The 26102-nt window shown below is 67.9% G+C and carries 28 protein-coding genes; 18 read left to right on the top strand and 10 right to left on the bottom strand.

Annotated elements, in window-relative coordinates:
* Nucleotides 1–115: 115 nt before the first annotated feature.
* The gene (locus I8N54_RS10900; RefSeq protein ID WP_140192538.1) at nucleotides 116–958 is read left to right on the top strand and encodes a DUF4394 domain-containing protein; all 843 of its coding nucleotides are present in this window, start codon (nucleotides 116–118) and stop codon (nucleotides 956–958) included.
* 60 nt (nucleotides 959–1018) lie between these two features.
* Here I8N54_RS10900 and fumC read toward each other — a convergent pair whose 3' ends face one another.
* From fumC to I8N54_RS10875, 5 genes are all read right to left on the bottom strand, one after another.
* The gene (gene fumC / locus I8N54_RS10895) at nucleotides 1019–2410 is read right to left on the bottom strand and encodes a class II fumarate hydratase (RefSeq protein WP_140192539.1); all 1392 of its coding nucleotides are present in this window, start codon (nucleotides 2408–2410) and stop codon (nucleotides 1019–1021) included.
* 289 nt (nucleotides 2411–2699) lie between these two features.
* The gene (locus I8N54_RS10890) at nucleotides 2700–3233 is read right to left on the bottom strand and encodes an AAA family ATPase (RefSeq protein WP_231592618.1); all 534 of its coding nucleotides are present in this window, start codon (nucleotides 3231–3233) and stop codon (nucleotides 2700–2702) included.
* A gap of 13 nt (nucleotides 3234–3246) precedes the next feature.
* Nucleotides 3247–3720, bottom strand: coding sequence for an SspB family protein (locus tag I8N54_RS10885; protein ID WP_140192541.1), 474 nt, complete (start codon nucleotides 3718–3720; stop codon nucleotides 3247–3249).
* A gap of 64 nt (nucleotides 3721–3784) precedes the next feature.
* Nucleotides 3785–5050: a chromate efflux transporter gene (gene chrA / locus I8N54_RS10880; protein WP_140192542.1), complete on the bottom strand. Its 1266-nt coding sequence runs from the start codon at nucleotides 5048–5050 to the stop codon at nucleotides 3785–3787.
* 179 nt (nucleotides 5051–5229) lie between these two features.
* On the bottom strand, nucleotides 5230–5979 hold the full coding sequence (locus tag I8N54_RS10875) for a YebC/PmpR family DNA-binding transcriptional regulator (protein ID WP_140192543.1): 750 nt from the start codon (nucleotides 5977–5979) through the stop codon (nucleotides 5230–5232).
* Nucleotides 5980–6087: 108 nt separating this feature from the next.
* Here I8N54_RS10875 and I8N54_RS10870 point away from each other — a divergent pair, with 108 nt between their 5' ends.
* The 3 genes from I8N54_RS10870 (at nucleotide 6088) to I8N54_RS10860 (ending at nucleotide 8449) form a co-directional block, all read left to right on the top strand.
* Nucleotides 6088–6819: a glutamine amidotransferase gene (locus I8N54_RS10870; protein WP_140192544.1), complete on the top strand. Its 732-nt coding sequence runs from the start codon at nucleotides 6088–6090 to the stop codon at nucleotides 6817–6819.
* A complete protein-coding gene (locus I8N54_RS10865) occupies nucleotides 6816–7724 on the top strand; it encodes a DMT family transporter (RefSeq protein ID WP_231592350.1) in 909 nt (302 codons plus the stop codon). The genes I8N54_RS10870 and I8N54_RS10865 overlap by 4 nt, the downstream gene beginning before the upstream one ends.
* Nucleotides 7725–7795: 71 nt before the next feature.
* Entirely contained in the window at nucleotides 7796–8449 is a 654-nt protein-coding gene (locus I8N54_RS10860) for a thermonuclease family protein (RefSeq protein WP_140192545.1), read from the top strand.
* A 70-nt stretch (nucleotides 8450–8519) separates the two neighbouring features.
* Here the strand turns inward: I8N54_RS10860 and I8N54_RS10855 are convergent, their stop codons facing one another.
* From I8N54_RS10855 to I8N54_RS10845, 3 genes are read right to left on the bottom strand one after another with little or no spacing between them, the layout of a single operon-like run.
* The gene (locus I8N54_RS10855; protein ID WP_140192546.1) at nucleotides 8520–8960 is read right to left on the bottom strand and encodes a CoxG family protein; all 441 of its coding nucleotides are present in this window, start codon (nucleotides 8958–8960) and stop codon (nucleotides 8520–8522) included.
* A 57-nt stretch (nucleotides 8961–9017) separates the two neighbouring features.
* Entirely contained in the window at nucleotides 9018–10415 is a 1398-nt protein-coding gene (locus tag I8N54_RS10850) for a helix-turn-helix domain-containing protein (RefSeq protein WP_140192547.1), read from the bottom strand.
* A gap of 56 nt (nucleotides 10416–10471) precedes the next feature.
* Nucleotides 10472–11692 (bottom strand): multidrug effflux MFS transporter, encoded by a 1221-nt coding sequence (locus tag I8N54_RS10845; RefSeq protein ID WP_140192548.1) that lies wholly within the window; start codon nucleotides 11690–11692, stop codon nucleotides 10472–10474.
* A gap of 297 nt (nucleotides 11693–11989) precedes the next feature.
* Between I8N54_RS10845 and I8N54_RS10840 the strand changes: the two genes are divergently transcribed.
* The 6 genes from I8N54_RS10840 to I8N54_RS10815 all read left to right on the top strand — a co-directional run bounded on the left by I8N54_RS10840 (nucleotide 11990) and on the right by I8N54_RS10815 (nucleotide 17270).
* Nucleotides 11990–13522, top strand: a complete 1533-nt coding sequence (locus I8N54_RS10840; RefSeq protein ID WP_140192549.1) for an acyl-CoA carboxylase subunit beta — start codon at nucleotides 11990–11992, stop codon at nucleotides 13520–13522.
* A 5-nt stretch (nucleotides 13523–13527) separates the two neighbouring features.
* Nucleotides 13528–13887: a hypothetical protein gene (locus I8N54_RS10835; RefSeq protein ID WP_140192550.1), complete on the top strand. Its 360-nt coding sequence runs from the start codon at nucleotides 13528–13530 to the stop codon at nucleotides 13885–13887.
* Complete coding sequence (locus I8N54_RS10830; protein ID WP_140192551.1) at nucleotides 13884–14270, top strand: DUF6497 family protein; 387 nt, start codon at nucleotides 13884–13886, stop codon at nucleotides 14268–14270. Before I8N54_RS10835 ends, I8N54_RS10830 begins: the two co-directional genes overlap by 4 nt.
* A complete protein-coding gene (locus tag I8N54_RS10825) occupies nucleotides 14270–14629 on the top strand; it encodes a hypothetical protein (RefSeq protein WP_140192552.1) in 360 nt (119 codons plus the stop codon). Before I8N54_RS10830 ends, I8N54_RS10825 begins: the two co-directional genes overlap by 1 nt.
* Before the next feature lie 307 nt (nucleotides 14630–14936).
* Nucleotides 14937–15167: a hypothetical protein gene (locus tag I8N54_RS10820; protein WP_140192553.1), complete on the top strand. Its 231-nt coding sequence runs from the start codon at nucleotides 14937–14939 to the stop codon at nucleotides 15165–15167.
* Nucleotides 15168–15269: 102 nt separating this feature from the next.
* Nucleotides 15270–17270 carry an acetyl-CoA carboxylase biotin carboxylase subunit gene (locus I8N54_RS10815; RefSeq protein WP_140192554.1) on the top strand — a complete coding sequence of 667 codons (2001 nt, stop codon included), beginning with the start codon at nucleotides 15270–15272 and terminating at the stop codon, nucleotides 17268–17270.
* A 34-nt stretch (nucleotides 17271–17304) separates the two neighbouring features.
* On the opposite strand, the gene I8N54_RS10810 is transcribed toward I8N54_RS10815, so the two are convergent.
* Nucleotides 17305–17811, bottom strand: coding sequence for a DUF4174 domain-containing protein (locus tag I8N54_RS10810; RefSeq protein ID WP_140192555.1), 507 nt, complete (start codon nucleotides 17809–17811; stop codon nucleotides 17305–17307).
* Between the two features lie 142 nt (nucleotides 17812–17953).
* Here I8N54_RS10810 and I8N54_RS10805 point away from each other — a divergent pair, with 142 nt between their 5' ends.
* The 3 genes from I8N54_RS10805 to I8N54_RS10795 are packed head-to-tail and all read left to right on the top strand — an operon-like array spanning nucleotide 17954 to nucleotide 21472.
* Complete coding sequence (locus tag I8N54_RS10805; protein WP_140192556.1) at nucleotides 17954–18940, top strand: hypothetical protein; 987 nt, start codon at nucleotides 17954–17956, stop codon at nucleotides 18938–18940.
* A 25-nt stretch (nucleotides 18941–18965) separates the two neighbouring features.
* Nucleotides 18966–21047 (top strand): methylmalonyl-CoA mutase, encoded by a 2082-nt coding sequence (gene scpA / locus I8N54_RS10800; RefSeq protein ID WP_140195473.1) that lies wholly within the window; start codon nucleotides 18966–18968, stop codon nucleotides 21045–21047.
* Between the two features lie 53 nt (nucleotides 21048–21100).
* Nucleotides 21101–21472, top strand: a complete 372-nt coding sequence (locus I8N54_RS10795) for a DUF4174 domain-containing protein (RefSeq protein ID WP_140192557.1) — start codon at nucleotides 21101–21103, stop codon at nucleotides 21470–21472.
* Between the two features lie 33 nt (nucleotides 21473–21505).
* Here I8N54_RS10795 and nhaA read toward each other — a convergent pair whose 3' ends face one another.
* Nucleotides 21506–22687, bottom strand: coding sequence for a Na+/H+ antiporter NhaA (gene nhaA, locus I8N54_RS10790; protein WP_140192558.1), 1182 nt, complete (start codon nucleotides 22685–22687; stop codon nucleotides 21506–21508).
* 127 nt (nucleotides 22688–22814) lie between these two features.
* Here nhaA and I8N54_RS10785 point away from each other — a divergent pair, with 127 nt between their 5' ends.
* The 5 genes from I8N54_RS10785 to I8N54_RS10765 all read left to right on the top strand — a co-directional run bounded on the left by I8N54_RS10785 (nucleotide 22815) and on the right by I8N54_RS10765 (nucleotide 26060).
* On the top strand, nucleotides 22815–23414 hold the full coding sequence (locus tag I8N54_RS10785) for a VOC family protein (protein WP_140192559.1): 600 nt from the start codon (nucleotides 22815–22817) through the stop codon (nucleotides 23412–23414).
* Entirely contained in the window at nucleotides 23411–23887 is a 477-nt protein-coding gene (locus I8N54_RS10780) for a GNAT family N-acetyltransferase (protein WP_140192560.1), read from the top strand. The genes I8N54_RS10785 and I8N54_RS10780 overlap by 4 nt, the downstream gene beginning before the upstream one ends.
* Nucleotides 23888–23965: 78 nt before the next feature.
* Entirely contained in the window at nucleotides 23966–24649 is a 684-nt protein-coding gene (locus tag I8N54_RS10775; RefSeq protein ID WP_140192561.1) for a molecular chaperone DjiA, read from the top strand.
* Nucleotides 24646–25653: an endonuclease/exonuclease/phosphatase family protein gene (locus tag I8N54_RS10770; protein ID WP_140192562.1), complete on the top strand. Its 1008-nt coding sequence runs from the start codon at nucleotides 24646–24648 to the stop codon at nucleotides 25651–25653. Before I8N54_RS10775 ends, I8N54_RS10770 begins: the two co-directional genes overlap by 4 nt.
* A gap of 23 nt (nucleotides 25654–25676) precedes the next feature.
* Nucleotides 25677–26060, top strand: coding sequence for a hypothetical protein (locus I8N54_RS10765; protein ID WP_140192563.1), 384 nt, complete (start codon nucleotides 25677–25679; stop codon nucleotides 26058–26060).
* Nucleotides 26061–26102 lie beyond the last annotated feature (42 nt).

Raw genomic sequence — 26102 nt, 5'->3', positions numbered from 1 at the left:
CCAAATCTCGGGACTTTTCGCCGTCTGCGGTGAAACTCTCCGATCCTCCCTGACGTGGTTACTGGCACACGGGCGGCGATCGAAGCCGCTGTAATCACAGAGAGGACCAACCGACATGATCCGCACGATGACCACCGCCGCCGCCGCACTCGGCCTTGCCGCGACCGGAGCCTACGCCGCTTCCGGGTACGCCCTGACCGATGACGGCGCGACCCTCGTCGTCATGGCCGACATCGAAAACCCGGGCGACGTCACCACCAACGAGCTCGCCAACCCCGTCGATGCCATCGCCTACCGGCCCGTCACCGGTGATCTGCTCGGTATCACCAACGGCATGATCTACACGATCGACCCGATGTCGGGCGAGATGACCGACCTCGGCGCATCCTTTGCCGAAGACGCTACGCTGGCCGACGGCGCTATGATCGCCTTCGACTTCAACAACGCGATCGACGCCGTTCGCGCCCTGTCCTCCTCGGGCGACAACCTCGTCTACTTCCCCGACGGCTTCGGCGACGGTGACGAGCGTGCCGGCACCGTGATCCGTGTGACCGACCTGTTCTATGCCGAGGGCGACGACAACGCTGACGCGACCCCGATGGTCTTTGCCAACGCCTACACCAACGCCATCTCCGGCATGACCGCCGAGAGCACGTTCCAGTACGGCCTCGATGCCGAGACGGATTCGCTCGTCAGCGTCGCCAACAACGACGGCACGCTCGAAACCATCGGCGCCGTCATGGTGGACGGTGAAGCCGTGGACCTGTCCGGCATGGGCGGCTTCGACATCCTGTCCGCCGCCGAGGGTGAGAACGAAGGCTATGCCATCCTGCAGATGGAAGGCGGCGACACCGCCGGTCTCTATTCCATCGACCTCGAGACGGGCGAAGCGACGATGCTCGCCGATCTCGGCATGGGCGGCTTCAGCGGCTTCGCCGTCGCGCCGAGCGAGATGTAATCGACCTGACGTTCGACACATCAGGGGCGGCCCGCCGGGCCGCCCCTTTTTCGTGATCGCTCAGCGGGGGCCGATCATCTGTTCCGGGCGCACGACCTCGTCGAACCGCTCGGCCGTGACGAAGCCGAGGGTCACGGCCTCCTCGCGCAGCGTCGTGCCGTTCTTGTGCGCGGTCTTGGCGACCGTGGTGGCGTTGTCGTAGCCGATCTCGGGCGCCAGCGCGGTGACCAGCATCAGGCTCTCGGCCATGATCTTCGCGATCCGGTCCTCGTTCGCCCTGATCCCGCTGACGCAATTGTCGGTGAAGGCGACCGAGGCGTCCCCGATCAGCTGCATCGACTGAAGCACGTTGTAAGCCATCATCGGCTTGTAGACGTTCAGTTCGAAATGACCCTGGCTGCCGGCGAAGCCGACGGCGGCGTCGTTGCCCATCACGTGCGCGCAGACCTGCGTCATCGCCTCGCACTGGGTCGGGTTCACCTTGCCCGGCATGATGGAGGAGCCCGGCTCGTTCTCGGGCAGCATCAGCTCCCCGATGCCGCAGCGCGGGCCGGAGCCGAGCAGCCGGATGTCGTTGGCGATCTTGAACAGCGACGCCGCCACCGTCTTCAGCGCCCCCGACATCTCCACCAGCGCGTCATGCGCGGCGAGTGCCTCGAACTTGTTGGGCGCGGTGACGAAGGGCAGGTCGGTGATGCGCGCCATGTTGGCCGCGACCGTCTCGCCCCAGCCCTCCGGCGTGTTGAGCCCGGTGCCGACCGCCGTGCCACCTTGGGCGAGCTCGTAGATCCGGGGCAGGGCGCCCTTCACCCGCTCGATCGCCATCTTCACCTGGTGGGCGTAGCCGGAGAATTCCTGCGCCAGCGTGAGCGGCGTCGCGTCCATCGTGTGGGTCCGGCCGATCTTGATGATGCCGTCGAATTCCTCGACCTTGGCGGCGAGCGCGGCGTGCAGCTTCTCCAGCCCCGGCAGCGTCACGTCCCGCGCGGTCATCGCCACGGCGATATGCATCGCGGTCGGGAAGGTGTCGTTCGAGGACTGGCCCATGTTGCAATGGTCGTTCGGATGCACCGGGTCCTTGGAGCCGATGGTGCCGCCCAGCATCTCGATGGCGCGGTTGGCGATCACCTCGTTGGCGTTCATGTTGGACTGGGTGCCCGACCCGGTCTGCCAGACCACAAGCGGGAAATGATCGTCCAATTTGCCCGACACCACTTCGGCAGCGGCCGCGATGATCGCGTCGGCCATCTCGGCAGGCAGCTTGCCGCGCGCCTTGTTGGTTTCGGCACAGGCCTGCTTGATGACGCCGAGCGCGCGCACGATGGCGACGGGCTGCTTCTCCCAGCCGATCGGGAAGTTCTGGATCGAGCGCTGCGTCTGCGCGCCCCAGTACTTGTCGGCGGGAACCTCGAGCGGGCCGAAGCTGTCGGTCTCGGTGCGGGTGGCGGTCATTGGCGCGTCCTCCGGTATACGATCGCGCACCGGATAGCCGCGCCCGGCGCCTGCCGCAACGGTCGATAGCGCTGACAGGCCCGTTCGGAAGTCCTGCAGCCCCCGGGTGACCAAACGGACCATCCCGCAGCACCCGGTCGAAGTCGACGCGCGGGCCGGCATTCTTTGGGCTTCAAATATTTCTCGGGGGTGAATTGGGCCGCAGGCCCAAGAGGGGGCAGACAGCCCCCTGAACGCGGCCCGACCGGCAGGGAGGGCTGACAGAGCGCACCGCAGGTGCACCGCCGGATCACGCCACGAGGCGCAGGATCTCCGCAATCGTCTCTTCGACCGGGCGGCCGTGGCTTGCGACATGTGGCCCGAACTGCGCTGCCGCGAGCGCCGCCCGGCTCTCGGTCGCGCGCCGCTCGGCCCAGCGCCAGCTTTGCGCCGGATCGGCCCCGGCCGGGACCTCGCGCGCGCGAAGGCGCTCCAGCAGCACGTCGAGCGGTGCCATCAGGCAGACATGGTGCGTCCGGGGATCGATCTCCCGGAACCCCTCCCGGATCCGCGCCAGCCGGTCCGGGTCGTCGAGCGTCATCGGCACGATCAGGGACCGCCCGTAGCGGGCGTGGATCAGTCCGGCCGTCGCGACCACGAGGTCGGGCCAGAGCCGGATGTCCTGGAAATCGTCCGTCGCCTCGTAAGCCGGCAGGATGCCCGCCGTGAGGTCGCGCGCATGAAGGCCCACGACTTCGGGATCGTAGAGCATCGCATCGGGCAATCGCGCGGCAAGCGCGGTCGCCACCGTCGTCTTCCCGGCCCCGAACGGGCCGTTCAGCATCAGGATCACGGGATTACTTGCGGAACCGGTCGAGGCTCACGACCTCGGCGTCCTTGCGGGGCGGCTCGTCGTCGGGATCGTCCTCGACCATCTCCTGCATCGGCGCTTCCTCGGCATCGTCCTCTTCCTCGTCGTCCTGCGTCTCGAAGCGCAGGCCGAACTCGACCGAGGGGTCCACGAAGGTGCGGATCGCGTCGTAGGGGATATAGAGCGGCTCGGGGCTGTCGCCGAAGTTCAGCGTGACGGAGAACCCGTCGTCGGTGACCTCGAGATTGTCGAACCAGTGCTGCATCACGACCGTCATCTCGTCCGGGTAACGGTCGGACAGCCAGTCGGCGATCTCGACGTCGGGATGCATCGTGTCGAAGGTGATGAAGAAGTGGTGGTTGCCCGGCAGACCCTCCTGCCCAACCTTCTCCAACACCTGCTGGATAAGGCCGCGCATGGCCTTGTGCATCAGGTTTCCGTAGTCGATGGATTGGCTCACGTCTGACGGTCCTTCCCTGCCGATGCCGCCAGCATAAGGGATTCGGGAGCGAGGAAAAGGGGCATCAGAGAAGCCCGGCGACCACCCCGGTCCCGGCCATCAGGCCCAGCACCGCCAGGAGCGGCCAGCGCAGCGCGAGAAGCAGGATCCCCGCCACAACCGTAAGGCCGAGCGCCAGCGGCGAGAAGCTGCCGGGGCTGGGCGCGACCACCGACAGCAGTCCCGACTCGACGCGCCCGACCTCGCCGAACAGCACGTGCGCCGCGAACCAGACGGAAAGGTTGGCGATCACCCCGACCACCGCCGCCGTGATCGCCCGCAGCGCCGCGGCGATGCGCGGCTGGCTCTCCAGCCAGTCGATCAGCGGCGCGCCGGCGAAGATCCAGATGAAGCAGGGCACGAAGGTCACCCACAGCGTCATCAGCGACGCCGCGAGCGCCAGCACGGGGCCGCCCGCGTCCTGTCCGGTCAGCTGGCCGACGAATTGGGTGACGAGGATCAGCGGTCCCGGCGTCGTCTCCGCCAGCCCCAGCGCGTCTAGCATCTGCTCCGCGCTCAGCCAGCCGCGCCCGGTCACCACCTCCTGGCTCATGTAGGCGAGCACGGCATAGGCCCCGCCGAAGGTCACGACAGCGAGCTTCGAGAAGAACAGCCCGAGGGCCAGCAGCAGCTCCGATCCCGCCGCCCAGGCCACCGCGATCGGAGCGGCCCAGAGCGCGACGCCAGCGCCCGCGATCCGAAGCGTGCGGGCCCCGTCGAGCCGCGCCGGCGGCGGCGACTCGTCCGCTGTGCCGGCCCGCAGCGCGCCCCAGAGCGCGGCCAGTCCGATCACCAGCGGGAACGGCGCGTCGAACAGGAACAGCGCGAGGAAGGCGAGCATGGCGAGCGCCACCGGCTCCGCCCCCTTCAGCGCGCGGGCGGAGAGTTTCAGGATCGCCTGCAACACGATCACGATCACCGTCGCCTTGATGCCAAGAAACGCCGCCTGCACCAGCGGCACGTCCCCGAGCGCGGCATAGGCGTAGGCCAGGCCTATGATGACCAGCGCTCCCGGCAACACGAAGAGCCCGCCCGCCACCAGTCCGCCGGAAATGCCGCGCACGCGCCAGCCGGCATAGGTCGCCAGCTGCATCGCCTCGGGGCCGGGCAGCAACATGCAGAAGGAGAGGGCGCGCAGGAACTGCGCTTCGGTGAGCCAGCGCTGTTCGTCCACCAGCGTGCGGTGCATCAGCGCGATCTGCGCGGCGGGCCCGCCGAAGGACAGCACGCCGATGCGGCCGAAGATACGGAACAGCGCGGGAGGGCCGGGGGCGGGGCGGTCTGTGGTCATGCAACCCCTGATCGGGGCGGGAACGCCACTTGGCAAGCGGCTTGGCGCCCGGTCATCAAAGCTTCACAGAGGGTCTGTCGGGGCACCCGGTCGATCCGGCGGATCGAGAGGGGCTGTCTGCCCCTCTCGAGCTCTCCCCGAGAGGTATTTTCGGCCAGATGAGCGAGCGCCGGGTCGCCTCAGGCGGCGGCGTAGGCGTCCATCACGTCGTCGGCGGCTTCGAAGTTCGTCGTGACGTTTTGCACGTCGTCGTCGTCTTCCAGCGCCTCGACCAGCTTCATCAGCTTCTGCAGGCCTTCGAGGTCGAGTTCCGTCGTCGTGGTGGGGCGCCAGACGAGCTTGGTCGTCTCGGATTCGCCGAGCTGCTCTTCGAGCGCGCTCGACACATCGTTGAGGTCGGTGTCGGCGCACCAGACGACATGTCCGTCCTCACCGCTTTCCACGTCCTCGGCGCCGGCTTCGATCGCGGCCATCATGATGTCGTCGGCGTCACCCGCACCGGCCGGGTAGACCACCTGGCCCTTGCGTTCGAACATGAAGCCGACCGACCCCGTCTCGCCGAGGTTGCCGCCGTTCTTGGAGAAGGTGGAGCGCACGGTGGAGGCGGTGCGGTTGCGGTTGTCTGTCATCGCCTCGACGATCACCGCGACCCCGTTGGGCCCGTAGCCTTCGTAGCGGATTTCCTCGTAGTTCTCCGCATCGCCGCCGATCGCCTTCTTGATGGCGCGGTCGATCACGTCCTTCGGCACCGAGCTCGACTTCGCTTCCTTCACGGCGAGGCGAAGGCGCGGGTTCTTGTCGGGGTCCGGGTCGCCCATCTTGGCGGCGACGGTGATCTCCTTGGCGAGCTTGGAGAAGAGCTTGGAGCGGGCGGCGTCCTGGCGCCCCTTGCGGTGCTGGATGTTCGCCCATTTGGAATGGCCGGCCATGGTCTCGTCCTCGTAAATCTGATCGGCGCCTCTTATCGCGGAATTCCCTGCCGGGGCAAGCTCTGCGGGCTATGGTAAAGACGGTCAGCGGCGGCTAATCACCGGGACATGAGCCGCTTCCTGATCCTGCAGCTGCGCCCCGAGACGGCGGCCGCCGACGACGAGTTCGCGGCCTTCCTCGCCAAGGGCGGGCTGTCGGAGGGCGACGTGACCCGCGTCCGGCTGGAGCAGGAGCCGTTGCCCGACGATCCGCTCGCCGGGATCAGCGGCGTCATCGTCGGCGGCGGTCCCGGGTGCGTCAGCGACCCGCCGGAAGACAAGTCGCCCGCCGAGGCGAAGATCGAGGCCGCCTGCCTGTCGCTTATGCCCGAGATCATCGCCCGGGACATTCCCTTCCTTGGCTGCTGCTACGGCATCGGCATCCTCGGTCACGCGCTTGGCGGCGAGGTCGGCAAGGCGCGCTACGGCGAGGCTGTCGGCACCTCGACCTGCCGCGTCACGGATGCGGGCCGCGCCGATCCGCTGCTCGCCGGCGTGCCGGAGGCGTTCGACGCCTTCGTCGGCCACAAGGAGGCGTTGCAGGCGCTGCCGGACGGCGCTGTGGCGCTGTTGAGCTCGGACGCCTGTCCGTTCCAGATGATCCGCACCGGCGCGAACGTCTACGCCACCCAGTTCCACCCGGAGGCCGACGCCGCCGGGTTCGAGACGCGGATCCGCATCTACAAGGATCGCGGCTACTTCCCGCCCGAGACGGCGGAGGACCTGATCGCCATGTGCCGCACCGCCGACGTCACCGTGCCCGAGACGATCCTCGCCCGCTTCGTCGAACGTTACGGATGAGCGTCACCGACACGTCCCGCGCCACGCCGACGGCGGGAATCGCCTGGATGATCGTCACCGGCTTCTGTTTCGTCGGCGTGACGGCGGTGGTGAAGCATGTCGGTGACGATCTCCCGGCGGCGCAGTCGGCCTTCATCCGCTACATTCTCGGCCTCGTCTTCCTGATCCCGTTGATCCGGCCGATCCTCGCCGCACGGCTCACCCGGCGGCAGCTGGTGCTGTTCTCGGTGCGGGGGCTGTTCCAGACACTCGGCGTGATCCTGTGGTTCTACTCGATGACCCAGATCACCATCGCGGAAGTGACGGCGCTGAACTTCCTCAACCCCGTCTTCACCACGCTCGGCGCGGCGCTGATCCTGAAGGAGGAGCTGCCGCCCCGTCGCCTCGTCGCGGTGCTGGTGGCGCTGCTCGGCGGCTTGCTCATCATCCGGCCCGGCTTCCGGGAGGTGGAGATCGGGCACATCGCGATGATCGGCACGGCGCTGATGTTCGCCTCGTCCTACATGGCGATGAAGGTGCTGGCCGACGAGGTGAGCGCGGTGGTCGTCGTCGGCATGTTGTCGATCACCGTGGCGATCGGCCTCGCACCCTTCGCTCTGGTGGTCTGGGTGCCGCCGGGGTGGGGGGACATCTTCTGGCTGTTCGTCTGCGCCTGTTTCGCCACGGCGGGGCATTACGCGATGACCCGCGCCTTTGCCGCCGCGCCGCTGACCGTGACGCAGCCGGCGATCTTTCTGCAGCTGATCTGGGCGCTGATGCTTGGTGCGCTGGTGTTCGGAGAGCCGGTCGACGGCTGGGTCCTGATCGGGGGTGCGATCATCGTCGCGGCGGTGAGCTTCATCACCTGGCGCGAGGCGCGGGCGCGACGGGCGTCCGCCGTGCGGCAACCGACGACTGACCGCTAGGCTGCAACTGTCCGTTACCGGACGCGTGTCCGCTATTGTCCGGGCGTCCGGTGTCGGACAGTTTGCCGGACATGCGTTCGATTTCCCTCATCTGCCTCGCCCTCGCGGCCACGCCCGCGCTCGCCGACGTCTCCGGCACCATCCGCGTCAAGGATGGTGACACGTTCGAGGTCGCCGGCGCGGACATCCGGCTGTTCGGCATCGACGCGCCGGAACAGGGCCAGACCTGCACGCGCGACGATGGCGCGACCTGGGACTGCGGGGCGTGGGTCACGGCAGTGACCGAGGCGACCTTCGGGGGAGAGGCTGCGCGCTGCGTCGAGCAGGACATCGACCGGTACGGGCGGATCGTCGCGATCTGCACCGCGGGGGGCGTGGACGTGGGTGACTGGCTCGTCACCAACGGGCTGGCCTTCGCCTACCGCGACTATTCGATGATGTACGACACCGCCGAGAAGGACGCGGCGGTGCGCGGCGCGGGCCTCTGGTCGGGAGAGGTGCAGACGCCGGCGGAGTACCGCGCCGAACAGCGGCAGCCCGGACCGTCCGATCCGGCGCCGGCGGGCTGCGACATCAAGGGAAACGTCTCTTCCAGCGGTCGCATTTACCACCGCCCCGGCGACGCGAGCTATGCCGACACGCGCATCACGCTGGAGCGGGGCGAGCGCTGGTTCTGCTCCGTAGAGGAGGCCGAGGCGGCAGGGTGGCGCGCGCCGAGAAACTGAACCGTGTGCGCGGCCGAGAGGCGGGCCGCATTGCTGCGAAAACCGCTGACCGGCCGCCCCCGTCGGGGCCTCAGCCCTCGACCTGCGCCTGGAAGCGTTCGAAGAACTCGTCCGCCATCTTGCGGGCGAACCCGCCGACGATCCGGTTGCCGAGCTGGGCGAGCTTACCGCCGACCTGCGCGTCGACCTTGTAGGTCAGCTCGGTGCCCTCGGGCACTTCCGCGAGGCTCACGTCGGCCGCGCCCTTGGCGAAGCCGGCCACGCCGCCCTTGCCCTCGCCGACGAGGCGGTAGCTCTCGGGCGGGTTGGAATTCTCGATGGTCACGGCACCCTTGAAGGTCGCCTTCACCGGGCCGACCTTCTGTTTCACCACGGCCTCGAACCCGTCCTCGGGCGTGCCGGTCAGCTCCTCGCAGCCGGGCACACAGGCCTTCAGCACGTCGGGATCGTTGAGCTTTGCCCAGACCGTTTCGCGGTCGGCGGCGATGGTGCGGGTGCCGGTGAGTTCCATGGACATCCTCCTTGATTGCAGTCGTTATCCGCGAGTGCCGGACGCTTGTCCATCATTTCACTCGACCCGGTAGGGGAGCGTCCCGCGCTCGTCGGGGTCCACCGACAGCCGCCGCTCCAGCGGCGGGACGGAGCGCTGGTGGCAGTCGCGCCGCTCGCAGATCCGGCAGGAGATGCCGATCGGCTCGAACGCCGCCGCGCTGTCGAGATCGAGCCCCTCGGCCTGGATCATCCGCCCGGCATGGCGCACCTCGCAGCCGAGCCCGATGGCGTAGCGCCGGTCGGGCACGCCCCATGCGCCGCCGGGCTTCGTCACCTCGCGGGCGAGGCAGAGGTAACGCGCGCCGTCCGGCGTCTCGGCCAGTTGGCGCAGCCAGCGGCCCGGCGTTTCGAAGGCGCGGTGCACGTTCCAGAGCGGGCAGGCGCCGCCGAAGCGCGCGAACTGAAGCGCGGTGGCCGAGTGGCGCTTGGTGATCGTGCCGGCCTGGTCGACGCGGACGAAGAAGAAGGGCACGCCCTTCGCGCCGGTGCGCTGCAGGGTCGATAGGCGATGGGCCACCTGCTCGAGCGAGGCGCCGAAGATCGCGGACAACCGTTCGAGATCGTGGCGGGTCTCGTCGGCCGCCGCGGCGAAGCGCGTGTAGGGCAGCATCGCGGCTCCGGCGAAATAGTTGGCGAGCCCGACCTTTGCGATGGCCCGGCTTTCGGCGGTGCGGAAGCGGGCAAGGTCCAGCGTCGCTTCCAGTAGGTCGTCCTGCGTCGACAACGCGACCTGGAACCAGAGCTGGAACGCTCGTGTCGCGCCGGGGGCGCGGCGCGAGACCGTTACCGTCCGGCTGTCCGGATCGAGACGCCTGACCGGCCCGTCGCGGCCCAGCACCACCCGCAGGCCCCGCGCTTCGAGCAGGGCAGCGGCGGCGCCCTCCGGATGGTTGTCGGACACCTGTCCGGCAAGACGCTCCGCCGCGCGGTCGACCGGGTCGATGTAGTTGTCGCAATAGTGGAAGAAGTCGCGCACCTCCTCCCACGGCGAGGGGGCGAGGCGGCCCTCCTCCCGCCCGAGCGCAGCGTCGAGCGAGGCGAGCCGCTCATGCGTCTGCCGGTAGGCGGCGTGGAGTTCGAGAAACGCGCGCGTCAGGCCCGGTGCGTTGGAGGCGGCAAGCCTCAGGTCCGACAGCGGCGGCGGCGCGGATGGAAAGACCGGGTCGGCGAGCGCCTCGCGCATGTCCGAGATCAGGCGTGCCTCGTCGCCCGAGGTCAGGTCGGTCACGTCGTAGGAGAACTCCTGCGCCAGGGCGAGCACCACGCCGGTGGAGACCGGGCGATTGTTGTTCTCCATCTGGTTCAGGTAGGGCAGCGATACGCCGAGCCGCTCGGCGAAGGCCTTCTGCGTCAGGGCATGGCGCGTGCGCAGCTCGCGCAGCCGGGTGCCGGCATAGAGTTTCTGCTGGGCCATGCGGTCCGTCCTTTGCAGCTTTGCCGCTCTTGCTTAGCGGCTGCAAAGGCCCGCGATCAAGTGCCGAGGCCGAGCCGCTTCTCCCGGCGTATCACCGACAGGATCGACACCATCGACAACACCGAGACGGCGAACATCAGCGCCTGGAGGGGCAGGGGGCCGGTCTCGGTCGACAGCATGACGCCCGCCAGCGCCGACAGCACGGCGCCACCGCCGATCATGATCGCGCCGCCGAGGCCGGAGGCCGTACCCGCGAGGTGGGGCCTGACGGACAATTGTCCGGCGGTCGCGTTCGGCAGGGTCATTCCGTTGCCGAGACCGAGCGTCGTGCAGAAGGCGAAGAAGGCCACGGCCGAGTTCACGCCGATCAGCGCCAGCAGGAGGGACGTGCCCATGCCGGCCGAGGCGATTCCCGTTCCGGCGAGGACCATCCGGTTCACGCCGACCTTGGTGGAGTAGCGCCCCGAGAGGCCGTTGCCGATCACGTAACCGATCGCGGGCGCGCCGAGCGCGATGCCGGTGCCGAGCGAGCTCAGCCCGAAGATGTCCTCGGCCACGAAGGACGACCCGCCGAGAAAGGCGAAGAAGGCGCCGCTCGCGAAGGCCATTGTGGCGGTGTAGCCCCAGAAGCGTTGGGAGGCGAGCAGCTCGGGCCAGGTGCGGGCCTGTTCGCGAAAGCCGATCCCGGTGCCCGACACCGTCTCGCCCTGGTCGGCGATGACCTGCACCAGCACGACGCAGCCGGCGAGAAACAGGAAGACGTAGACCGCCTGCCAGCCGTAGAACTGGTCAAGCACGCCGCCGAGCACCGGACCGATCATCGGTATCAGGGCCATTCCCATCGTCACGTAGCCGAGCATCGACGCCGCCTGGTCGGCGGGGACCATGTCGCGCACGATCGCGCGCGCCAGCACGATGCCGGTGACGATTGCGCCCTGCACCATACGGAAGGCTAGGAACGTCACGGCGGTCGGGGCGAAGAGGCAGCCGAGCGTCGCGACGAGGAAGATCAGGATCGCCCCCACCATCACCGGACGTCGCCCGAACCGGTCCGACAGGGGGCCTATCACCAGTTGCAGCACCGCCGTCGTCGCGAGGTAGAGCGAGACGGCCAGCTGCATCACCGCGTAATCGACGGCGAAATAGTCCGCCATCCCCGACAGCGACGGCAGGAAGACCGACATGTTGAGCGCCGCGAGACCGGCGATCAGGATCAGCGTCGAGATGTGGGGTGGGGTGGTCCGGTCGAAGAACCGGACGAGCGGTGCACTGGTCATGAAGCGCAATCTACTCCGGCGGCCGGGGCTGTCCATCGCGGTACGTGACCCCGCGGTGTGCCTGCGGCACGCAGGGGGAGCCCGGACCAGCCTGCGGCCGGTCCGGGCGAGGGAGGGGCGCTGCCCCTCTTGGCCTTCGGCCAATTCACCCCGGAGGTATTTTCGGCCAGATGAGAGAGCTTTGCGGCTTTGCCGATTGTTCGTTGTGCGAAGGGGTGGATTTGCAAATTTGCGGGTTTGGAGTTCACGGACGCCGGGCGGGCGGCTAGAGAGGATGGAAGCTCCGGAGGAGGACAGATGACCGATATCCTGCAGGAACTCGAACGGCGGCGCGCGGACGCGCGGGCCGGCGGCGGCGCGCGGCGGATCGAGGCCCAGCACGCCAAGGGCAAGCTGACCGCGCGGGAGCGGCTCGAACTGCTGCTGGACGAGGGGTCGTTCGAGGAGTTCGACATGTTCGTCGCGCACCGCTGCACCGACTTCGGGATGCAGGACAACCGGCCCGCCGGCGACGGTGTCGTCACCGGCTGGGGGACCGTGAACGGGCGCATGGTCTATGTCTTCAGCCAGGATTTCACGGTGTTCGGCGGGTCGCTGTCGGAAACCCACGCGCTCAAGATCTGCAAGATCATGGACATGGCGATGCAGAACGGCGCGCCGGTGATCGGCATCAACGACTCGGGCGGCGCGCGGATCCAAGAGGGGGTCGCCTCGCTCGCCGGGTATGCCGAGGTGTTCCAGCGCAATGTCATGGCGTCGGGTGTCGTGCCGCAGATCTCGGTCATCATGGGGCCCTGCGCGGGCGGCGCGGTCTACTCACCGGCGATGACGGACTTCATCTTCATGGTGAAGGACAGCTCCTACATGTTTGTCACCGGTCCGGACGTTGTGAAGACCGTGACGAACGAAGTGGTGACGGCGGAGGAGCTCGGAGGGGCCTCGACCCACACGAAGAAGAGCTCGGTCGCGGACGGGGCCTTCGACAACGATGTCGAAGCGCTGGCCGAAGTGCGGCGGCTGATCGACCTGCTGCCGCTCAACAACCGCGAAAAACCGCCGGTGCGGCCTTTCTTCGACGATGTGGACCGGGTGGACGAGAGCCTCGATACGTTGATCCCGTCGAACGCCAACACGCCCTACGACATGAAGGAGCTGATCCTGAAGGTCGCGGACGAGGGCGATTTCTACGAGATCCAGGAAGAGTTCGCGAAGAACATCGTCACCGGGTTCATCCGGCTGGAGGGCTCGACCGTCGGCGTCGTGGCGAACCAGCCGATGGTGCTGGCGGGGTGCCTCGACATCGACAGCTCGCGCAAGGCGGCGCGGTTCGTGCGCTTCTGCGATGCCTTCGAGATCCCGATCCTGACGTTCGTGGACGTGCCGGGCTTCCTGCCGGGCACGGGTCAGGAGCTGGGCGGTGTCATCAAGCACGGCGCGAAGCTTCTGTTCGCCTATGGCGAGGCGACGGTGCCGAAAGTCACGGTCATCACCCGCAAGGCCTATGGCGGGGCCTACGACGTGATGGCCTCAAAGCACCTGCGGGGCGATTTCAACTACGCCTGGCCGACGGCGGAGATCGCGGTGATGGGGGCAAAGGGCGCGACCGAGATCCTCTATCGCTCGGAGCTCGGCGATCCGGACAGGATCGCGGCGCGGACCCGGGAATACGAGGACCGTTTCGCCAACCCGTTCGTCGCGGCCGAGAAGGGGTTCATCGACGAGGTGATCCAGCCGCGCTCCACCCGGCGGCGGGTGTGCCGGGCCTTCGCCTCGCTGCGCGGCAAGCGGCTGGAGAACCCGTGGAAGAAACACGACAACATTCCGCTGTAGGACAGATGACCGGGATCGCGACACGACGCTCGGGCGACTGGATCGTTGCCGAGGAGGCAGGGCGGCTCGTCCTCGCGCGGCGCTGGCCGGCGGCGTTCGATGTCGCCGCGGAGACGCGACTGCCGAAGGCGCCGGGGCTGCGGCTCGCCCATCAGGTGCGCAAGGACCTCTGGCGCGCTCTTCGTGATGTCCGTGGCTTCAGCCCGGTTGTCGAAATCCGCGAGGAAGGCGATAGGCTGCACCTGACCGCTGGCGGACAGGTGTCCGGCCGGGCGGCCCCGGGGCTCTCCGCGCGCATCTCTGAGGTGCTCGAGGATGGTGCCACCCGGGAGAGGTGGATCGCACATTCGAGGAGAGGCCGATGAAACGCGTAGTGGCCGCATTGTTCCTGCTGACCGCCACGGAGGCGGCGGCGGTCGAGATCGAAACCCCGTCGGGCCAGACCCTGACGCTCTACGACGTGGTGTTGGAGCCGGGCGGCGGCATGGCGCGCTTCCTGTTCCTCGCGCCGGGGATCACGATGGAAGAGGGCGCGGGCGTGACCTACACGGAGGTGCAGGATGATTTTCCGTGGCTCTGCGAAGAGGTCGTGCTGCCGTCGCTCGCCGCGAACGAATGGGACGCGGGTGAAGCCGTGATTTCCATGGCCGATCGCGAGGTCGAGTTCGGTTCGCGCGATGCCGAGGCGGTCCAGTTCTTCGAGGTCTTCAAGATCGACGGCGCGACCTGCGTCTGGGAGGGGTTCTGATGGAGAAGCACAAGGGCTTCCCCTCGCGCCTGCCGGGGACGGATTACCAGTTCACCATCCGGCGTGCCGCCAAGGAAGGGCCGACGAAGCTGATCCGGCGCGAGCGCTACGCCGACCGCCGCCCGCCCGACCGCAGGGCCGACGAGGGCTTCATGTGGGCGCTCGTCCAGCACTTCGGCGCTGACCCGTTCCCGCGCGGCAACCTCGACGCCGGACGGCTGTCGTGGGTTTTCGGCCGCGAGGTCGTGCCCGCCGAAGAGCCGTTCGATCCGGAGAGCTACGATTCGCTGTTGCAGGTCGATATGGCCCGCGCACGCGTCTCTTTCCCCTCCGCGTTCGATCCCGACTGGGCGCCCTGACCATGCGGAACCCTGTGCATTCCGGCACTTATCTGCCGACCGGCGATCACGTTTGGCAATATTCGGCCAACCTGAACCTTTCGCCGGAAAAGGGCTGTGGATGCACCGGAAAGCCATGGCAGCATGGATTTGTTGCCCGGGTCCCCAGCAAAGCCCGGTCGACACATTGTCCAAACCGTTACCCTTCCCCAACGGGGTGGTCGCAATCCTTCGGGAGGCGGCCACCCCACCCCCGTTTCCGGGGTTGCGTGGAACCTGAGGTGCGGGCAATTTGTTTAGCAGCGAAGCATACTGAGGGAGTTTTCAAATGCTCAAGCTTATCAAGCCCGTTTCCGCGATCGTTCTGGTTGCCGGCCTCGCCGCCGGCTGCACCAACAGCGGCTACCCGACGACCGACGCCGACCGTGCCGCCATCGGCGCTGCCGCTGCCGGTGGTGCTGCCCTGCTCGACGGTGGCAGCAACCGTGACGTTGCCGGTGCCGCTCTGGCCGGTGGCGCCGCTGGCGCGATCTGCGACGACGTCGGCATCTGCCGCTAAGATCATCCGCAGGGCGCCCGCGCGGCGCTCCGCAGATAAATTCGAAGCCGTCGGGACCCCGGTCCCGGCGGCTTTTTCGTGTTCAGAAGGGAGGAGGGGCCGGTGTTCAAGAAAATCCTGATCGCCAACCGGGGGGAGATCGCCTGTCGCGTCATCAAGACGGCGCGGGCGATGGGCATCGAGACGGTCGCCATCTATTCCGATGCCGACCGCAATGCGCTGCATGTGAAAATGGCGGACGAGGCGGTCCACATCGGCCCTGCACCGGCGAACCAGTCCTACATCGTGATCGACAAGGTGATGGAGGCGATCCGCGCCACCGGCGCCGAGGCGGTCCATCCCGGATACGGCTTCCTGTCGGAGAACCCGAGGTTCGCGCAGGCCCTCGAGGCGGCGGGTGTCGCGTTCATCGGGCCGCCCGTGAAGGCGATCGAGGCGATGGGGGACAAGATCACCTCCAAGAAGATCGCTCAAGAGGCCGGGGTCTCCACCGTGCCCGGTTACATGGGGCTGATCGGCGACGCCGATGAGGCGGTGAAGATCGCCGGGGAGATCGGCTACCCGGTGATGATCAAGGCCTCCGCCGGGGGCGGCGGCAAGGGCATGCGCATCGCATGGGACGAGTCGGAGGCGCGCGAGGGCTTCCAGTCCTCGAAGAACGAGGCGGCGAGTTCCTTCGGGGACGACCGTATCTTCATCGAGAAGTTCGTCACCCAGCCCCGGCACATCGAGATCCAGGTGCTGTGCGATGCGCATGGCAACGGCCTCTACCTCGGCGAGCGGGAGTGCTCGATCCAGCGGCGGAACCAGAAGGTGATCGAAGAGGCGCCGTCTCCATTTCTCGACGCCGAGACCCGCGCCGCGATGGGCGAGCAGGCCGTCGCGCTGGCCCGGGCCGTCGGCTACACCTCCGCCGGGACGGTCGAGTTCATCGTCGATGGTGAGCGAAACTTCTACTTCTTGGAGATGAACACGCGTCTGCAGGTGGAGCACCCGGTGACGGAGCTCATCACCGGCGTCGACCTGGTCGAGCAGATGATCCGCGTGGCGAACGGCGAGGCGCTGACCCTGTCGCAGGAGGACGTGACGCTGAACGGCTGGGCGATGGAATGCCGGCTCTATGCCGAGGATCCCTACCGCAACTTCCTGCCCTCGATTGGGCGGCTGACGCGCTATCGCCCGCCGGAGGAGGTCGCCGACGCGACGCGCGCGGTGCGCAACGACACCGGCGTCTTCGAGGGCGGCGAGATCTCGATGTATTACGACCCGATGATCGCCAAGCTCTGCACCTGGGCACCGAGCCGGGGCGAGGCGATCTCGGAGATGCGGCTCGCGCTCGACGCGTTCGAGGTGGAGGGGATCGGGCACAACCTGCCGTTCCTGTCCGCCGTGATGGATCATCCGAAGTTCACCTCCGGCAACATGACGACGGCGTTCATCGCCGAGGAATGGCCCGAGGGGTTCGACGGCGTGACGCTGCCCGAGACTTCGCTTCGTGCCGTCGCGGCCGCCGCGGCGGCGATGTACCGGGTCGCCGAGATCCGGCGCACGCGGATCTCGGGCCGGATGGGCAACCACGAGCGGGTGATCGGTTCGGACTGGGTGGTGAGCCTTCAGGGGCAGAGCTACCCGGTGACCGTGTCTGCCGACCGGGAGGGCGCGACGGTGACCTTCGAGGGTGGACAGTCGCACCGTGTCGAGAGCGACTGGACCCCGGGCCAGCCGCTGGCGCGGCTCTCCATCGACGGCGCTCCACTGCTGTTGAAGGTCGCGAAGATCTCCGGCGGCTTCGCGGTCCGCACGCGGGGCGCGCAGCTGAAGGTCCATGTCCGCACGCCGCGCCAGGCGGAACTTGCCGCGCTGATGCCCGAGAAGCAGCCACCGGACACCTCGAAGCTGCTGCTCTGCCCGATGCCGGGCCTGATCGTGAAGGTCGACGTCGAAGCGGGGCAGGAGGTGCAGGAGGGACAGCCGCTCTGCACCGTCGAGGCGATGAAGATGGAGAACATCCTGCGGGCCGAGCGCAAGGGCGTGGTCGCGAAGGTGAACGCGGAAGCCGGCGACAGCCTCGCCGTCGACGATGTCATCATGGAGTTCGAGTGACCCGCACGCCCCCGCAGATGTCCCCGAACGGGAGTTACTGGACCGGCTGCCGTTCGATGCGCCGTTCCTCGACCTCCTGCTGGCGGAGCGGGGTCTTGTCGATGGAGCGGGTCAGCTCGCGCGCGCTCCACGGCAGGGGCTTGCGCAGCTTGACCTGCCCGTCCTTGCCGATCAGCGCCATCATGAAGCCCCGCGGGCGCAGCCGCATCCGCACGCTGCTCTCGGCCGAGGGATCGGTGTCGATCACCAGCAGCACGTCGCGCTCGACGAGGTCGTCGATCCGTTCGGACAGCATCTCGAGCTGGCGGCGGAAGTTCGGATCGGCGCGGGTGTCGGCGAAGATGACGACGGGCCGGGCGATCCAGATGAAATCCTCGAGCTCGATCTCGGCTGCTTCGAACACGCGGTCCGGCGCGGCCTGCCAGCGTTCGACCGCCGTTATCGGCGCGCCCGTGGGCTGGTCGGTCGGAGCGGCCTCCTGCGCGGATACCGCGGGGGGGAGGAGCAGAATGGCGGCGAGCGCCATGAAAAGTCTGTTCATGGCAAAAGATATAGTGCGTCGGGACGGGGCAGCGAAACCGTCATGGCGCCGCAACCACGACAATTTTAGGTTTAAGGAGCTGGTGAGAGAGCGCGGGGCAGGGTGGCGGGGCCAACACCCCGACCTTGAAGGACTGCCTGACATGGATGTCATCCTGCACATCGGCGCTCATCGTACCGGCACCACGACGTTGCAGCGGTTCCTCGACCGCAACCGTGCAATGTTGCGTGAGGCAGGCGTGATCGCCTGGACGCCGCGCCATCTGCGGGGCGGGATGCTCGACGGGCTCATGCGGCGGCCGGAGGATACCGGGCCGGCCGACCTGCTGCGGATCGAGCGCGCGATCGGGCGGCTGCGGATCGCGCATCAGGTCGCGCTGCGCGACGGCACGCGGCAGCTGATCCTGTCGGACGAGAACCTGATCGGCGCGGCGCGGGACAACCTTCGCGCCGGGCGGCTCTACCCCGGACTGGTTGAGCGGCTGTCGCGGCTGCGCCCCGCCTTCGACCAGGTGAGCCGGATCGGACTGGCGGTACGCGGGTACGAGGGCTACTGGTCCTCGGCCTGTGCTTTCGCCGTGGCGCGGGGCCATCGGATGCCCGACGCCGCCGCGCTCGACCGGCTGGTGACGCAGCCGCGCCGCTGGCGGCACGTGGTGACCGAAGTCGCGAAGATCTTCCCCGAGGCGGAGCTACGCGTCTGGTCCTTCGAACATGGCGCGGGCCGTCCGGAGTGGCAGGCGGGCCTGCTGACGGGCAGCCCATCAAGCGGGGGACCGACGACCGGAGCCCCGTGCTTCACGCCGGGCCTGCCGGGGGCGCGCGACCGGTGCGCCGCCTCGCCCCGCGTGGCCACGCTTCGCGCGGTTCTGACCGATGCCGGCCTGCCCGTGACGGCACTGCCGGACGGGGACGCCCGCTGGGTGCCCTTCGACGCGGAGCAGCGCCGCGCGCTCGACGCGCTCTACCGTGACGACATTGCGTGGCTTCGGGCCGGCGCGGACGGGCTCGCGATATTCGAGGGCGGACCAACCGCCCCGGTGACCGGGGAAGCCGACGGCATCCGGGGCGTGCCCCCACCGCCGATGACAGGAGGACAGGACCTTGGCCGACGACACCTCACGGGATGAATGGCGCGCACTCGCCGCCGCCGAGATGAAGGGCGGAGAGCCCGACGAGCTGACATGGCACACGCTCGAGGGGATCGACGTCAGCCCGCTCTATACCGCTGCCGATACCGAGGGATTGCCTCACATGGGCGGTGTGCCCGGTGTTGCTCCCTTCACGCGGGGTGTGCGAGCGACGATGTATGCCGGCCGGCCCTGGACGATCCGCCAATATGCCGGATTTTCGACCGCGGAGGAGAGCAACGCCTTCTACCGCCGCGCGCTGGCTGCCGGTCAGCAGGGCGTGTCGGTGGCGTTCGACCTCGCCACGCACCGCGGCTACGACAGCGACCATGAACGAGTCGAGGGGGACGTCGGCAAGGCCGGAGTCGCGATCGACTCCGTCGAGGACATGAAGATCCTGTTCGACGACATCCCGCTCGACAAGGTGTCCGTCTCCATGACGATGAACGGCGCTGTGATCCCGATCCTCGCCTCTTTCATCGTCGCCGGCGAGGAGCAGGGCCACGACAGGGCGCTGCTGTCGGGGACCATTCAGAACGACATCCTGAAGGAGTTCATGGTCCGCAACACTTACGTCTATCCGCCCGAACCCTCGATGCGGATCGTCGCGGACATCATCGAGTATACTTCGGACCACATGCCGAAGTTCAACTCGATCTCGATTTCCGGCTACCACATGCAGGAGGCCGGGGCGAACCTCGTGCAGGAGCTTGCCTACACGCTCGCCGACGGGCGCGAGTACGTGCGCGCCGCCATCGGGCGGGGGATGGATGTCGACCGCTTCGCGCCGCGACTCAGTTTCTTCTTCGCGATCGGCATGAACTTCTTCATGGAGGCCGCGAAGCTGCGTGCCGCGCGGCTGCTCTGGTCGCGTATCATGTCGGAGTTCGAGCCGAAGTCGCCGAAGTCGTCGATGCTGCGCACGCACTGCCAGACCTCCGGCGTATCGTTGCAGGAGCAGGACCCCTACAACAACGTCATCCGCACCGCTTACGAGGCGATGTCGGCGGTGCTGGGCGGCACGCAGTCGCTGCACACCAACGCGCTGGACGAGGCGATCGCCCTGCCGACCGACTTCTCCGCCCGGATCGCGCGCAACACGCAGCTGATCCTGCAGGAAGAGACCGGGATCACCCATGTCGTCGATCCGCTCGCCGGCTCCTACTATGTCGAGACGCTGACCCATGAGCTGGCGGAGAAAGCCTGGGCGTTGATCGAGGAAGTCGAGGAGATGGGCGGCATGACCAAGGCCGTCGCCTCCGGCATGCCGAAGATGCGGATCGAGGAGACGGCGGCGCGGCGGCAGGCCCTGATCGACCGGGGTGCGGACGTGATCGTCGGGGTCAACAAGTACCGCAAGGACAAGGAAGACCCGATCGACATCCTCGACGTCGACAACGTGAAGGTCCGGGCCGCTCAGGTCGCCCGGCTGGAACGGATCCGCGCCGGCCGCGACCAGGGCGCGTGCGATGCCGCGCTGGCGGAGCTCGAGCGGCGCGCGGGCGAGGGCGGCAACCTGCTCGACGCGGCGGTGGAGGCCGCGCGGGCGCGCGCAACGGTAGGAGAGATCAGCATGGCGATGGAGAAGGTGTTCGGCCGCCACCGGGCCGAGGTGAAGACCCTCGCCGGCGTCTATGGCGCGGCCTACGAGGGCGACGCCGAGTTCGCCGAGATCCAGAAGGCGGTCGAGGATTTCGCGGAGGCGGAGGGTCGTCGCCCCCGGATGCTGGTGGTGAAAATGGGCCAGGACGGCCACGACCGGGGCGCGAAGGTGATCGCGACGGCCTTTGCCGACATCGGCTTCGATGTCGACGTCGGCCCGCTGTTCCAGACGCCGGAAGAGGCCGCGCAGGACGCCATCGACAACGATGTGCATGTCGTCGGCATCTCCAGCCAGGCAGCCGGCCACCGCACGCTGGCACCGCGCCTGATCGAGGCGCTGAAGGCGCAGGGCGCGGAGGACATCATCGTCATCTGCGGTGGCGTCATACCGCAGCAGGATTACGAGTTCCTGAAGGGCGCGGGCGTGAAGGCGATCTTCGGCCCCGGTACCAACATCCCGACGGCGGCGAAGGACATCCTCAAGCTGATCGGTAGTGCGGGGTAGGGCTGGTCTTTCCACCGAAGCCGCTAGGTGGTCTGCCGTGAAAGGAGATCACCATGAGCGACGTCGACACCTGGAACGGAACGCCCGGAACACCCTGGCCGGTCGCGGAGGTCGATTTCGACGCCCTGCGCTGGGCGGCACGGCCGGTCGTTCTGCTGGCGGATGATCGGCAGGCTCTGGAGGCGCAACTGTCGCAGCTGGCCGATCGCTCGGCAGAGCTTGTCGATCGTGACATGGTCGTGGTTGTCGATACCGACCCGGACGGCGGCCTTGCTCGCAGGCGCGAGATAGAGCCGGATGGTCCGTCGCTGGTCCTGCTTGGCAAGGATGGCGGGGTGAAACATGTCGAGGCGCTGCCCTGCGATCTCGACGCGCTGTTCGCGCTGATCGACTCGATGCCGATGCGCCGCCGCGAGGCGCAGTAGCGGCGGCCCTGCCGGGCCGCCGCCACCGTTGGATCAGGCCGGGACCGGCTCGACGGCCGGGCGGCTCGAGGCCATCCGGAGCGCCGTGTAGCCGATGATGCCCGAGATGATGGAGCCCGACAGCACGCCGAGGCGCACCTGGTTCATCATGTCCGGGTCGGCGAAGCTGAGCGAGCCGATGAAAAGCGACATCGTGAAGCCCACACCGGCCAGCGCGGCGACCCCGTAGATGTGCAGCCAGTTCGCGCCGTGAGGCAGGCGGGCATAGCCCATCTTCACCATCAGCCAGGTCAGGCCGAACACGCCGATCTGCTTGCCGAGCACGAGGCCAAGCATCACGCCCATCGTAAGCGGCGCGACCACGTCGGGCATGGTGAGCCCCGACAGCACGACACCAGCGTTGGCGAAGGCGAAGATCGGAACGATCCCGTAGAGGACGTAGGGCGCCAGCGCGTGCTCCATCGAGTGCAGCGGCGACTTGCCGTACTTGTCCTTCAGCGGAATGCAGAAGGCGGTGATGACCCCCGCGAGGGTCGCGTGCACCCCGCTTTGCAGCACGAGCGTCCAGAGCGCCGCGCCGAGCAGGAGCATCAGCCCCATGCGGTGCGCGCCTTTCACGTTCAGCCAGATCATCAGGGCGAGCGGGATCAGAGCCAGATACAGGTAATCGACCTTCAGGTCCGCCGTGTAGAAGACGGCGATGATGAGGATCGCCCCGAGGTCGTCGAGGATGGCGAGCGTCAGCAGGAAGACCTTGAGCGAGGCGGGCGCACGATTGCCCACGAGCGCGAGGATACCGAGTGCGAAGGCGATGTCGGTCGCTGCCGGAATCGCCCAGCCTCCGACGGTCGGTTCGCCCGCGTTCAACGCGAAGAAGATCAGCGCCGGGATCGCCATGCCGCCCACGGCTGCCATGCCGGGCAGGACGACGTCGCTTGGGTTCTTGAGCTTGCCCTCGAGCAGCTCTCGTTTCAGTTCGAGACCGATCAGCAGGAAGAAGATGGCCATCAGCCCGTCATTGATCCAGAGAAGCAGGGGTTTTTCCAACCCGTCGCCCTCGATCGTGACGGAGAGATAACTGGTCAGAACCCCGTTGTAGTAGGGTTGCAGCGCCGAGTTGGCGACGATCAGCGCAAGCAGCGCCGAGACCATGAGGAGGATGCCTCCGAAGGCATCATGTTTGAAAAACGCGTCTAGCGAGGCGCGCAGGCCCATCAATCATCCTTTCAGTTTTTACAGTTCACCTCATATTGACCTATAGGCGAGGACCCCGGCATCAAGAGGCACGAGGCATGTTCTGCCAAATTGCGGCGCGGTGCCGCGCCCGAATTGCGGAGTAGTCATGCGTCTCGATCATCTCGTCATCGGCTGCGGCGACCTCGACGAGGGTGTCGCCTGGGCGGAAGCGCAGCTTGGCGTGGCATTGCTGCCGGGCGGTCGCCACGAGCGGTTCGGCACGCATAACCGCCTGTTGAGACTGGGAGATCTCTACCTCGAAGTGATCGCGATCGAGCCGGGAGCATCCTGTGCCGGTCCAAGGTGGTTCGGCCTCGACGGGTTCGAGGGCGCGCCGCGGCTCATCACCTGGGTCTGCGCCGTGCCCGATCTCGACGCCGCGATGGTGCTCGCGCCCGACGGCAAGGGACATGCCGTTCCCGTGACCCGGGGCGAGCTGAACTGGCGGATCACGGTGCCCGAAGACGGCTGTCTGCCGATGGACGGCGCCTATCCGACCCTCATCCAGTGGGGCGATGGCGTCGTGACGCCACCGGAGCGGCTGGCCGACAGCGGGCTGCGGCTCGACCGGCTGACCGTCCGCCATCCCGAGGGGGAGCGCATCGCGGGCCTGCTGCCGCTCACCGACTCGCGGGTCCGGTTCGAGACGGGTGCGCTCGCCATTTCTGCACGGCTGACCGGTCCGGCGGGAGAGATCACGCTGTGATCCGCTGCGCCGTGCCTGACGATGCAGCGGCGATCGCGCGAATCTGGAACCGCGTGATCCGCGAAACCTCCGCGACCTTCGCGTCGGTCGAGAAGAGCGTGGACGAGGTCGCCGCGATGATCCCCGCGCGCCCCTTCGTCGTCGCCGAGGAGGCGGGCGAGGTCGTCGGCTTCGGCTGTTACGTCCAGCTGCGCGGCGGCGATGGCTACCGCCACACGGTCGAACATTCCGTTCATGTCGCCGCCGGGGCGGAGGGGCGGGGCCTTGGCCGGGCGCTCGTGGCGTGGCTGGTCGCGGATGCGCACGCGGCCGGAATGCACACGATGTGGGCCGGGATCAGCAGCGAAAACCCGGGCGCGATCGCCTTTCACGCCCGGCTCGGCTTCACCGAGATCGCCCGCCTGCCCGAGGTTGGCCGCAAGTTCGACCGCTGGATGGACCTCGTCCTGATGCGGCTGGAGCTCGCCGACTGACATTTTCCGCGACGGACGGGCCGACCCGCGTCGTTTTCTCGTCTGACAAGTTCTCCCCCAACGGATAGGCTGAGCCTCATGTCAATCTGGTCCCGCATTGCCGACGCGCTTGCCGCCCTCCGTCAGGGCGAGGGGTTGTCGACCGTCTTCGACACGTTGCGCAGCCCGCCCGAGCGGCGCGCCGCCTTCGCCATCGCCGTCATCGCGCTGGGGGCGAAGATGGCCAAGGCCGACGGGCTGGTGACCCGGGACGAAGTGACGGCCTTCCGCGAGGTGTTCCACATCCCGAAGAGCCAGGAGAAGAACGCCGCCCGGCTCTTCAACCTCGCCCGCACCGATGTCGCCGGCTACGAGGATTACGCGCGCCGGATCGGACGGATGTTCGAGGACGAGTCCGAGACGCTCGCCGACCTGATGGAGGGGCTCTTCCACATCGCGCTCGCCGATGGCGATTACCACCCGGCGGAGGACGAGTTCCTGTCCAACGTCGCCCGCATCGTCGGCTTCGACGAGCGCCGCTTCGCCCGGCTGCGGGCGCGCTTCGTGCCGGATGCCGAGCGTGATCCCTACGATGTGCTCGGCGTCACACCGGACACCCCGATGGAGGAAGTCCGCTCGGCCTGGCGCGGGCTGGTGCGCGAGAGCCACCCGGACGTGATGGTGGCGCGCGGTGTGCCGCAGGAGGCCGTGAAGCTCGCCGAGAAGCGGCTGATCGCCGTAAACCGCGCGTGGGAGCAGATCAACGAGGCCCGCCCGTCGTGAGGATCGCGACCTACAACGTCGAATGGTTCAACAACCTGTTCGACGACGAGGCGCGCCTGATGGAGGATGACGGCTGGTCCGCCCGCCGCGACGTGACCCGCGCGCGGCAGGCACAGGCCATCGCCACGGTCCTCGGCGCGATGGACGCCGACGCGGTGATGGTGATCGAGGCCCCCGACAGCAACCGCCGGCGCGACGGGGTCGCGGCGCTCGAGGGATTCGCCCGGCGCTTCGGGCTGAGGACACGCGCGGCCGTGATGGGCTTCGTGAACGACACCCAACAGGAGATCGCGCTTCTCTACGACCCGGCTGTCGTCACGCCGCGCCATGCGCCCCATGCCAGCGACGCGGTGCCACGGTTCGACGCCAGCTACCGGATCGACCTCGACGTCGACCGCGCGCCCGAGACGATCAGCTGGTCGAAGCCGCCGCTGGAGCTCGAGGTGACGACTGCCGCCGGGACCATGCTGAAGCTGATCGGGGTCCACGCAAAGTCGAAGGCGCCGCACGGTGCGACGACGCCGGACGAGGTGATGCGCATCTCGATCGCCAACCGGCGCAAGCAGCTGGCCCAGTGCATCTGGTTGCGCCGTCGCGTGGAGGAGTTGCTCGATCTCGGCGAAAGCCTGATCGTGATGGGCGACTTCAACGACGGCCCCGGTCTCGACGAGTACGAAAAGCTGTTCGGCCGGTCTGGCATCGAAATCCTGCTCGGCGAGGAGGGTGAGGGGCGGCTGTTCGATCCGCATGCCCGCGCGCTGCTGACCAAGCGGCCCGGCGTGGCGCTGCCGACGTCGGCGCGCTTCAAGGTGCCGCCGGACGGGCGCTACCTGACGGCGATGCTCGACTACGTGATGGTGTCGCGTGATCTGCTGAACCACGGGCCGCGCTGGCTGATCTGGCACCCGTTCGAGGATCCGGACTGCTACGCCGATGCGGAGCTGCGGCAGGCGCTGCTTGATGCGTCCGACCATTTTCCGGTGAGCATCGACCTCGCAATCTGACGGGGACGCCCTATCTTCGGGATATGAAACGCCTGATCGCCGCCACGTTGGCCACCGCCCTGATCGCCGCGCCCCTCACCGCCCAGACGGAGGAGGAGAGCGACATCGACTCCGGATCCCGTCTCATGGAGGAGGGCGCCCGCCTTCTGTTCCGGGGCCTGATGTCAGAGCTGGAACCGGCGATTGACGACCTCGAAGGTGTCTCGGAAGAGATGCGCGACGCACTGCGGGCCTTCGCCAGCGAGATGGGCCCGGCACTGGCCGAGACGATGAGCATGATCGACGAGATCGGCAATTACGAGAAGCCCGAGATCCTGCCGAACGGCGACATCATCATCCGTCGCAGCCCCGAGGCCCCGCCGTGGGAGCCGCCGATGTCGGACGAGGACGCCGAAGTAGAGCTCTGACTGCTCTCTCATCTGGCCGGAAATACCTCCCGCCGGAGGCAC

Source organism: Pelagovum pacificum, from assembly GCF_016134045.1.
Taxonomy (GTDB): Bacteria; Pseudomonadota; Alphaproteobacteria; order Rhodobacterales; family Rhodobacteraceae; genus Oceanicola; species Oceanicola pacificus_A.
Note: the sequence above shows the minus strand (reverse complement) of the source record. Positions and strands in the feature narration are given on the sequence as shown.

Bases quoted from the DNA above. Each gene is read 5' to 3' on its own strand.
- I8N54_RS10835 (WP_140192550.1), top strand. From the start codon at position 13,528: ATGACCGGGATCGCGACACGACGCTCGGGCGACTGGATCGTTGCCGAG.
- I8N54_RS10865 (WP_231592350.1), top strand. From the start codon at position 6,816: ATGAGCGTCACCGACACGTCCCGCGCCACGCCGACGGCGGGAATCGCC.
- I8N54_RS10840 (WP_140192549.1), top strand. From the start codon at position 11,990: ATGACCGATATCCTGCAGGAACTCGAACGGCGGCGCGCGGACGCGCGG.
- I8N54_RS10810 (WP_140192555.1), bottom strand. From the start codon at position 17,811: ATGAACAGACTTTTCATGGCGCTCGCCGCCATTCTGCTCCTCCCCCCC.
- I8N54_RS10795 (WP_140192557.1), top strand. From the start codon at position 21,101: ATGAGCGACGTCGACACCTGGAACGGAACGCCCGGAACACCCTGGCCG.
- I8N54_RS10765 (WP_140192563.1), top strand. From the start codon at position 25,677: ATGAAACGCCTGATCGCCGCCACGTTGGCCACCGCCCTGATCGCCGCG.
- I8N54_RS10775 (WP_140192561.1), top strand. From the start codon at position 23,966: ATGTCAATCTGGTCCCGCATTGCCGACGCGCTTGCCGCCCTCCGTCAG.
- I8N54_RS10805 (WP_140192556.1), top strand. From the start codon at position 17,954: ATGGATGTCATCCTGCACATCGGCGCTCATCGTACCGGCACCACGACG.
- I8N54_RS10875 (WP_140192543.1), bottom strand. From the start codon at position 5,979: ATGGCCGGCCATTCCAAATGGGCGAACATCCAGCACCGCAAGGGGCGC.
- I8N54_RS10855 (WP_140192546.1), bottom strand. From the start codon at position 8,960: ATGGAACTCACCGGCACCCGCACCATCGCCGCCGACCGCGAAACGGTC.
- I8N54_RS10890 (WP_231592618.1), bottom strand. From the start codon at position 3,233: ATGCTGAACGGCCCGTTCGGGGCCGGGAAGACGACGGTGGCGACCGCG.
- I8N54_RS10900 (WP_140192538.1), top strand. From the start codon at position 116: ATGATCCGCACGATGACCACCGCCGCCGCCGCACTCGGCCTTGCCGCG.
- I8N54_RS10845 (WP_140192548.1), bottom strand. From the start codon at position 11,692: ATGACCAGTGCACCGCTCGTCCGGTTCTTCGACCGGACCACCCCACCC.
- I8N54_RS10825 (WP_140192552.1), top strand. From the start codon at position 14,270: ATGGAGAAGCACAAGGGCTTCCCCTCGCGCCTGCCGGGGACGGATTAC.
- I8N54_RS10850 (WP_140192547.1), bottom strand. From the start codon at position 10,415: ATGGCCCAGCAGAAACTCTATGCCGGCACCCGGCTGCGCGAGCTGCGC.
- nhaA (WP_140192558.1), bottom strand. From the start codon at position 22,687: ATGGGCCTGCGCGCCTCGCTAGACGCGTTTTTCAAACATGATGCCTTC.
- chrA (WP_140192542.1), bottom strand. From the start codon at position 5,050: ATGACCACAGACCGCCCCGCCCCCGGCCCTCCCGCGCTGTTCCGTATC.
- I8N54_RS10820 (WP_140192553.1), top strand. From the start codon at position 14,937: ATGCTCAAGCTTATCAAGCCCGTTTCCGCGATCGTTCTGGTTGCCGGC.
- I8N54_RS10830 (WP_140192551.1), top strand. From the start codon at position 13,884: ATGAAACGCGTAGTGGCCGCATTGTTCCTGCTGACCGCCACGGAGGCG.
- I8N54_RS10870 (WP_140192544.1), top strand. From the start codon at position 6,088: ATGAGCCGCTTCCTGATCCTGCAGCTGCGCCCCGAGACGGCGGCCGCC.
- scpA (WP_140195473.1), top strand. From the start codon at position 18,966: ATGAAGGGCGGAGAGCCCGACGAGCTGACATGGCACACGCTCGAGGGG.
- I8N54_RS10860 (WP_140192545.1), top strand. From the start codon at position 7,796: ATGCGTTCGATTTCCCTCATCTGCCTCGCCCTCGCGGCCACGCCCGCG.
- fumC (WP_140192539.1), bottom strand. From the start codon at position 2,410: ATGACCGCCACCCGCACCGAGACCGACAGCTTCGGCCCGCTCGAGGTT.
- I8N54_RS10785 (WP_140192559.1), top strand. From the start codon at position 22,815: ATGCGTCTCGATCATCTCGTCATCGGCTGCGGCGACCTCGACGAGGGT.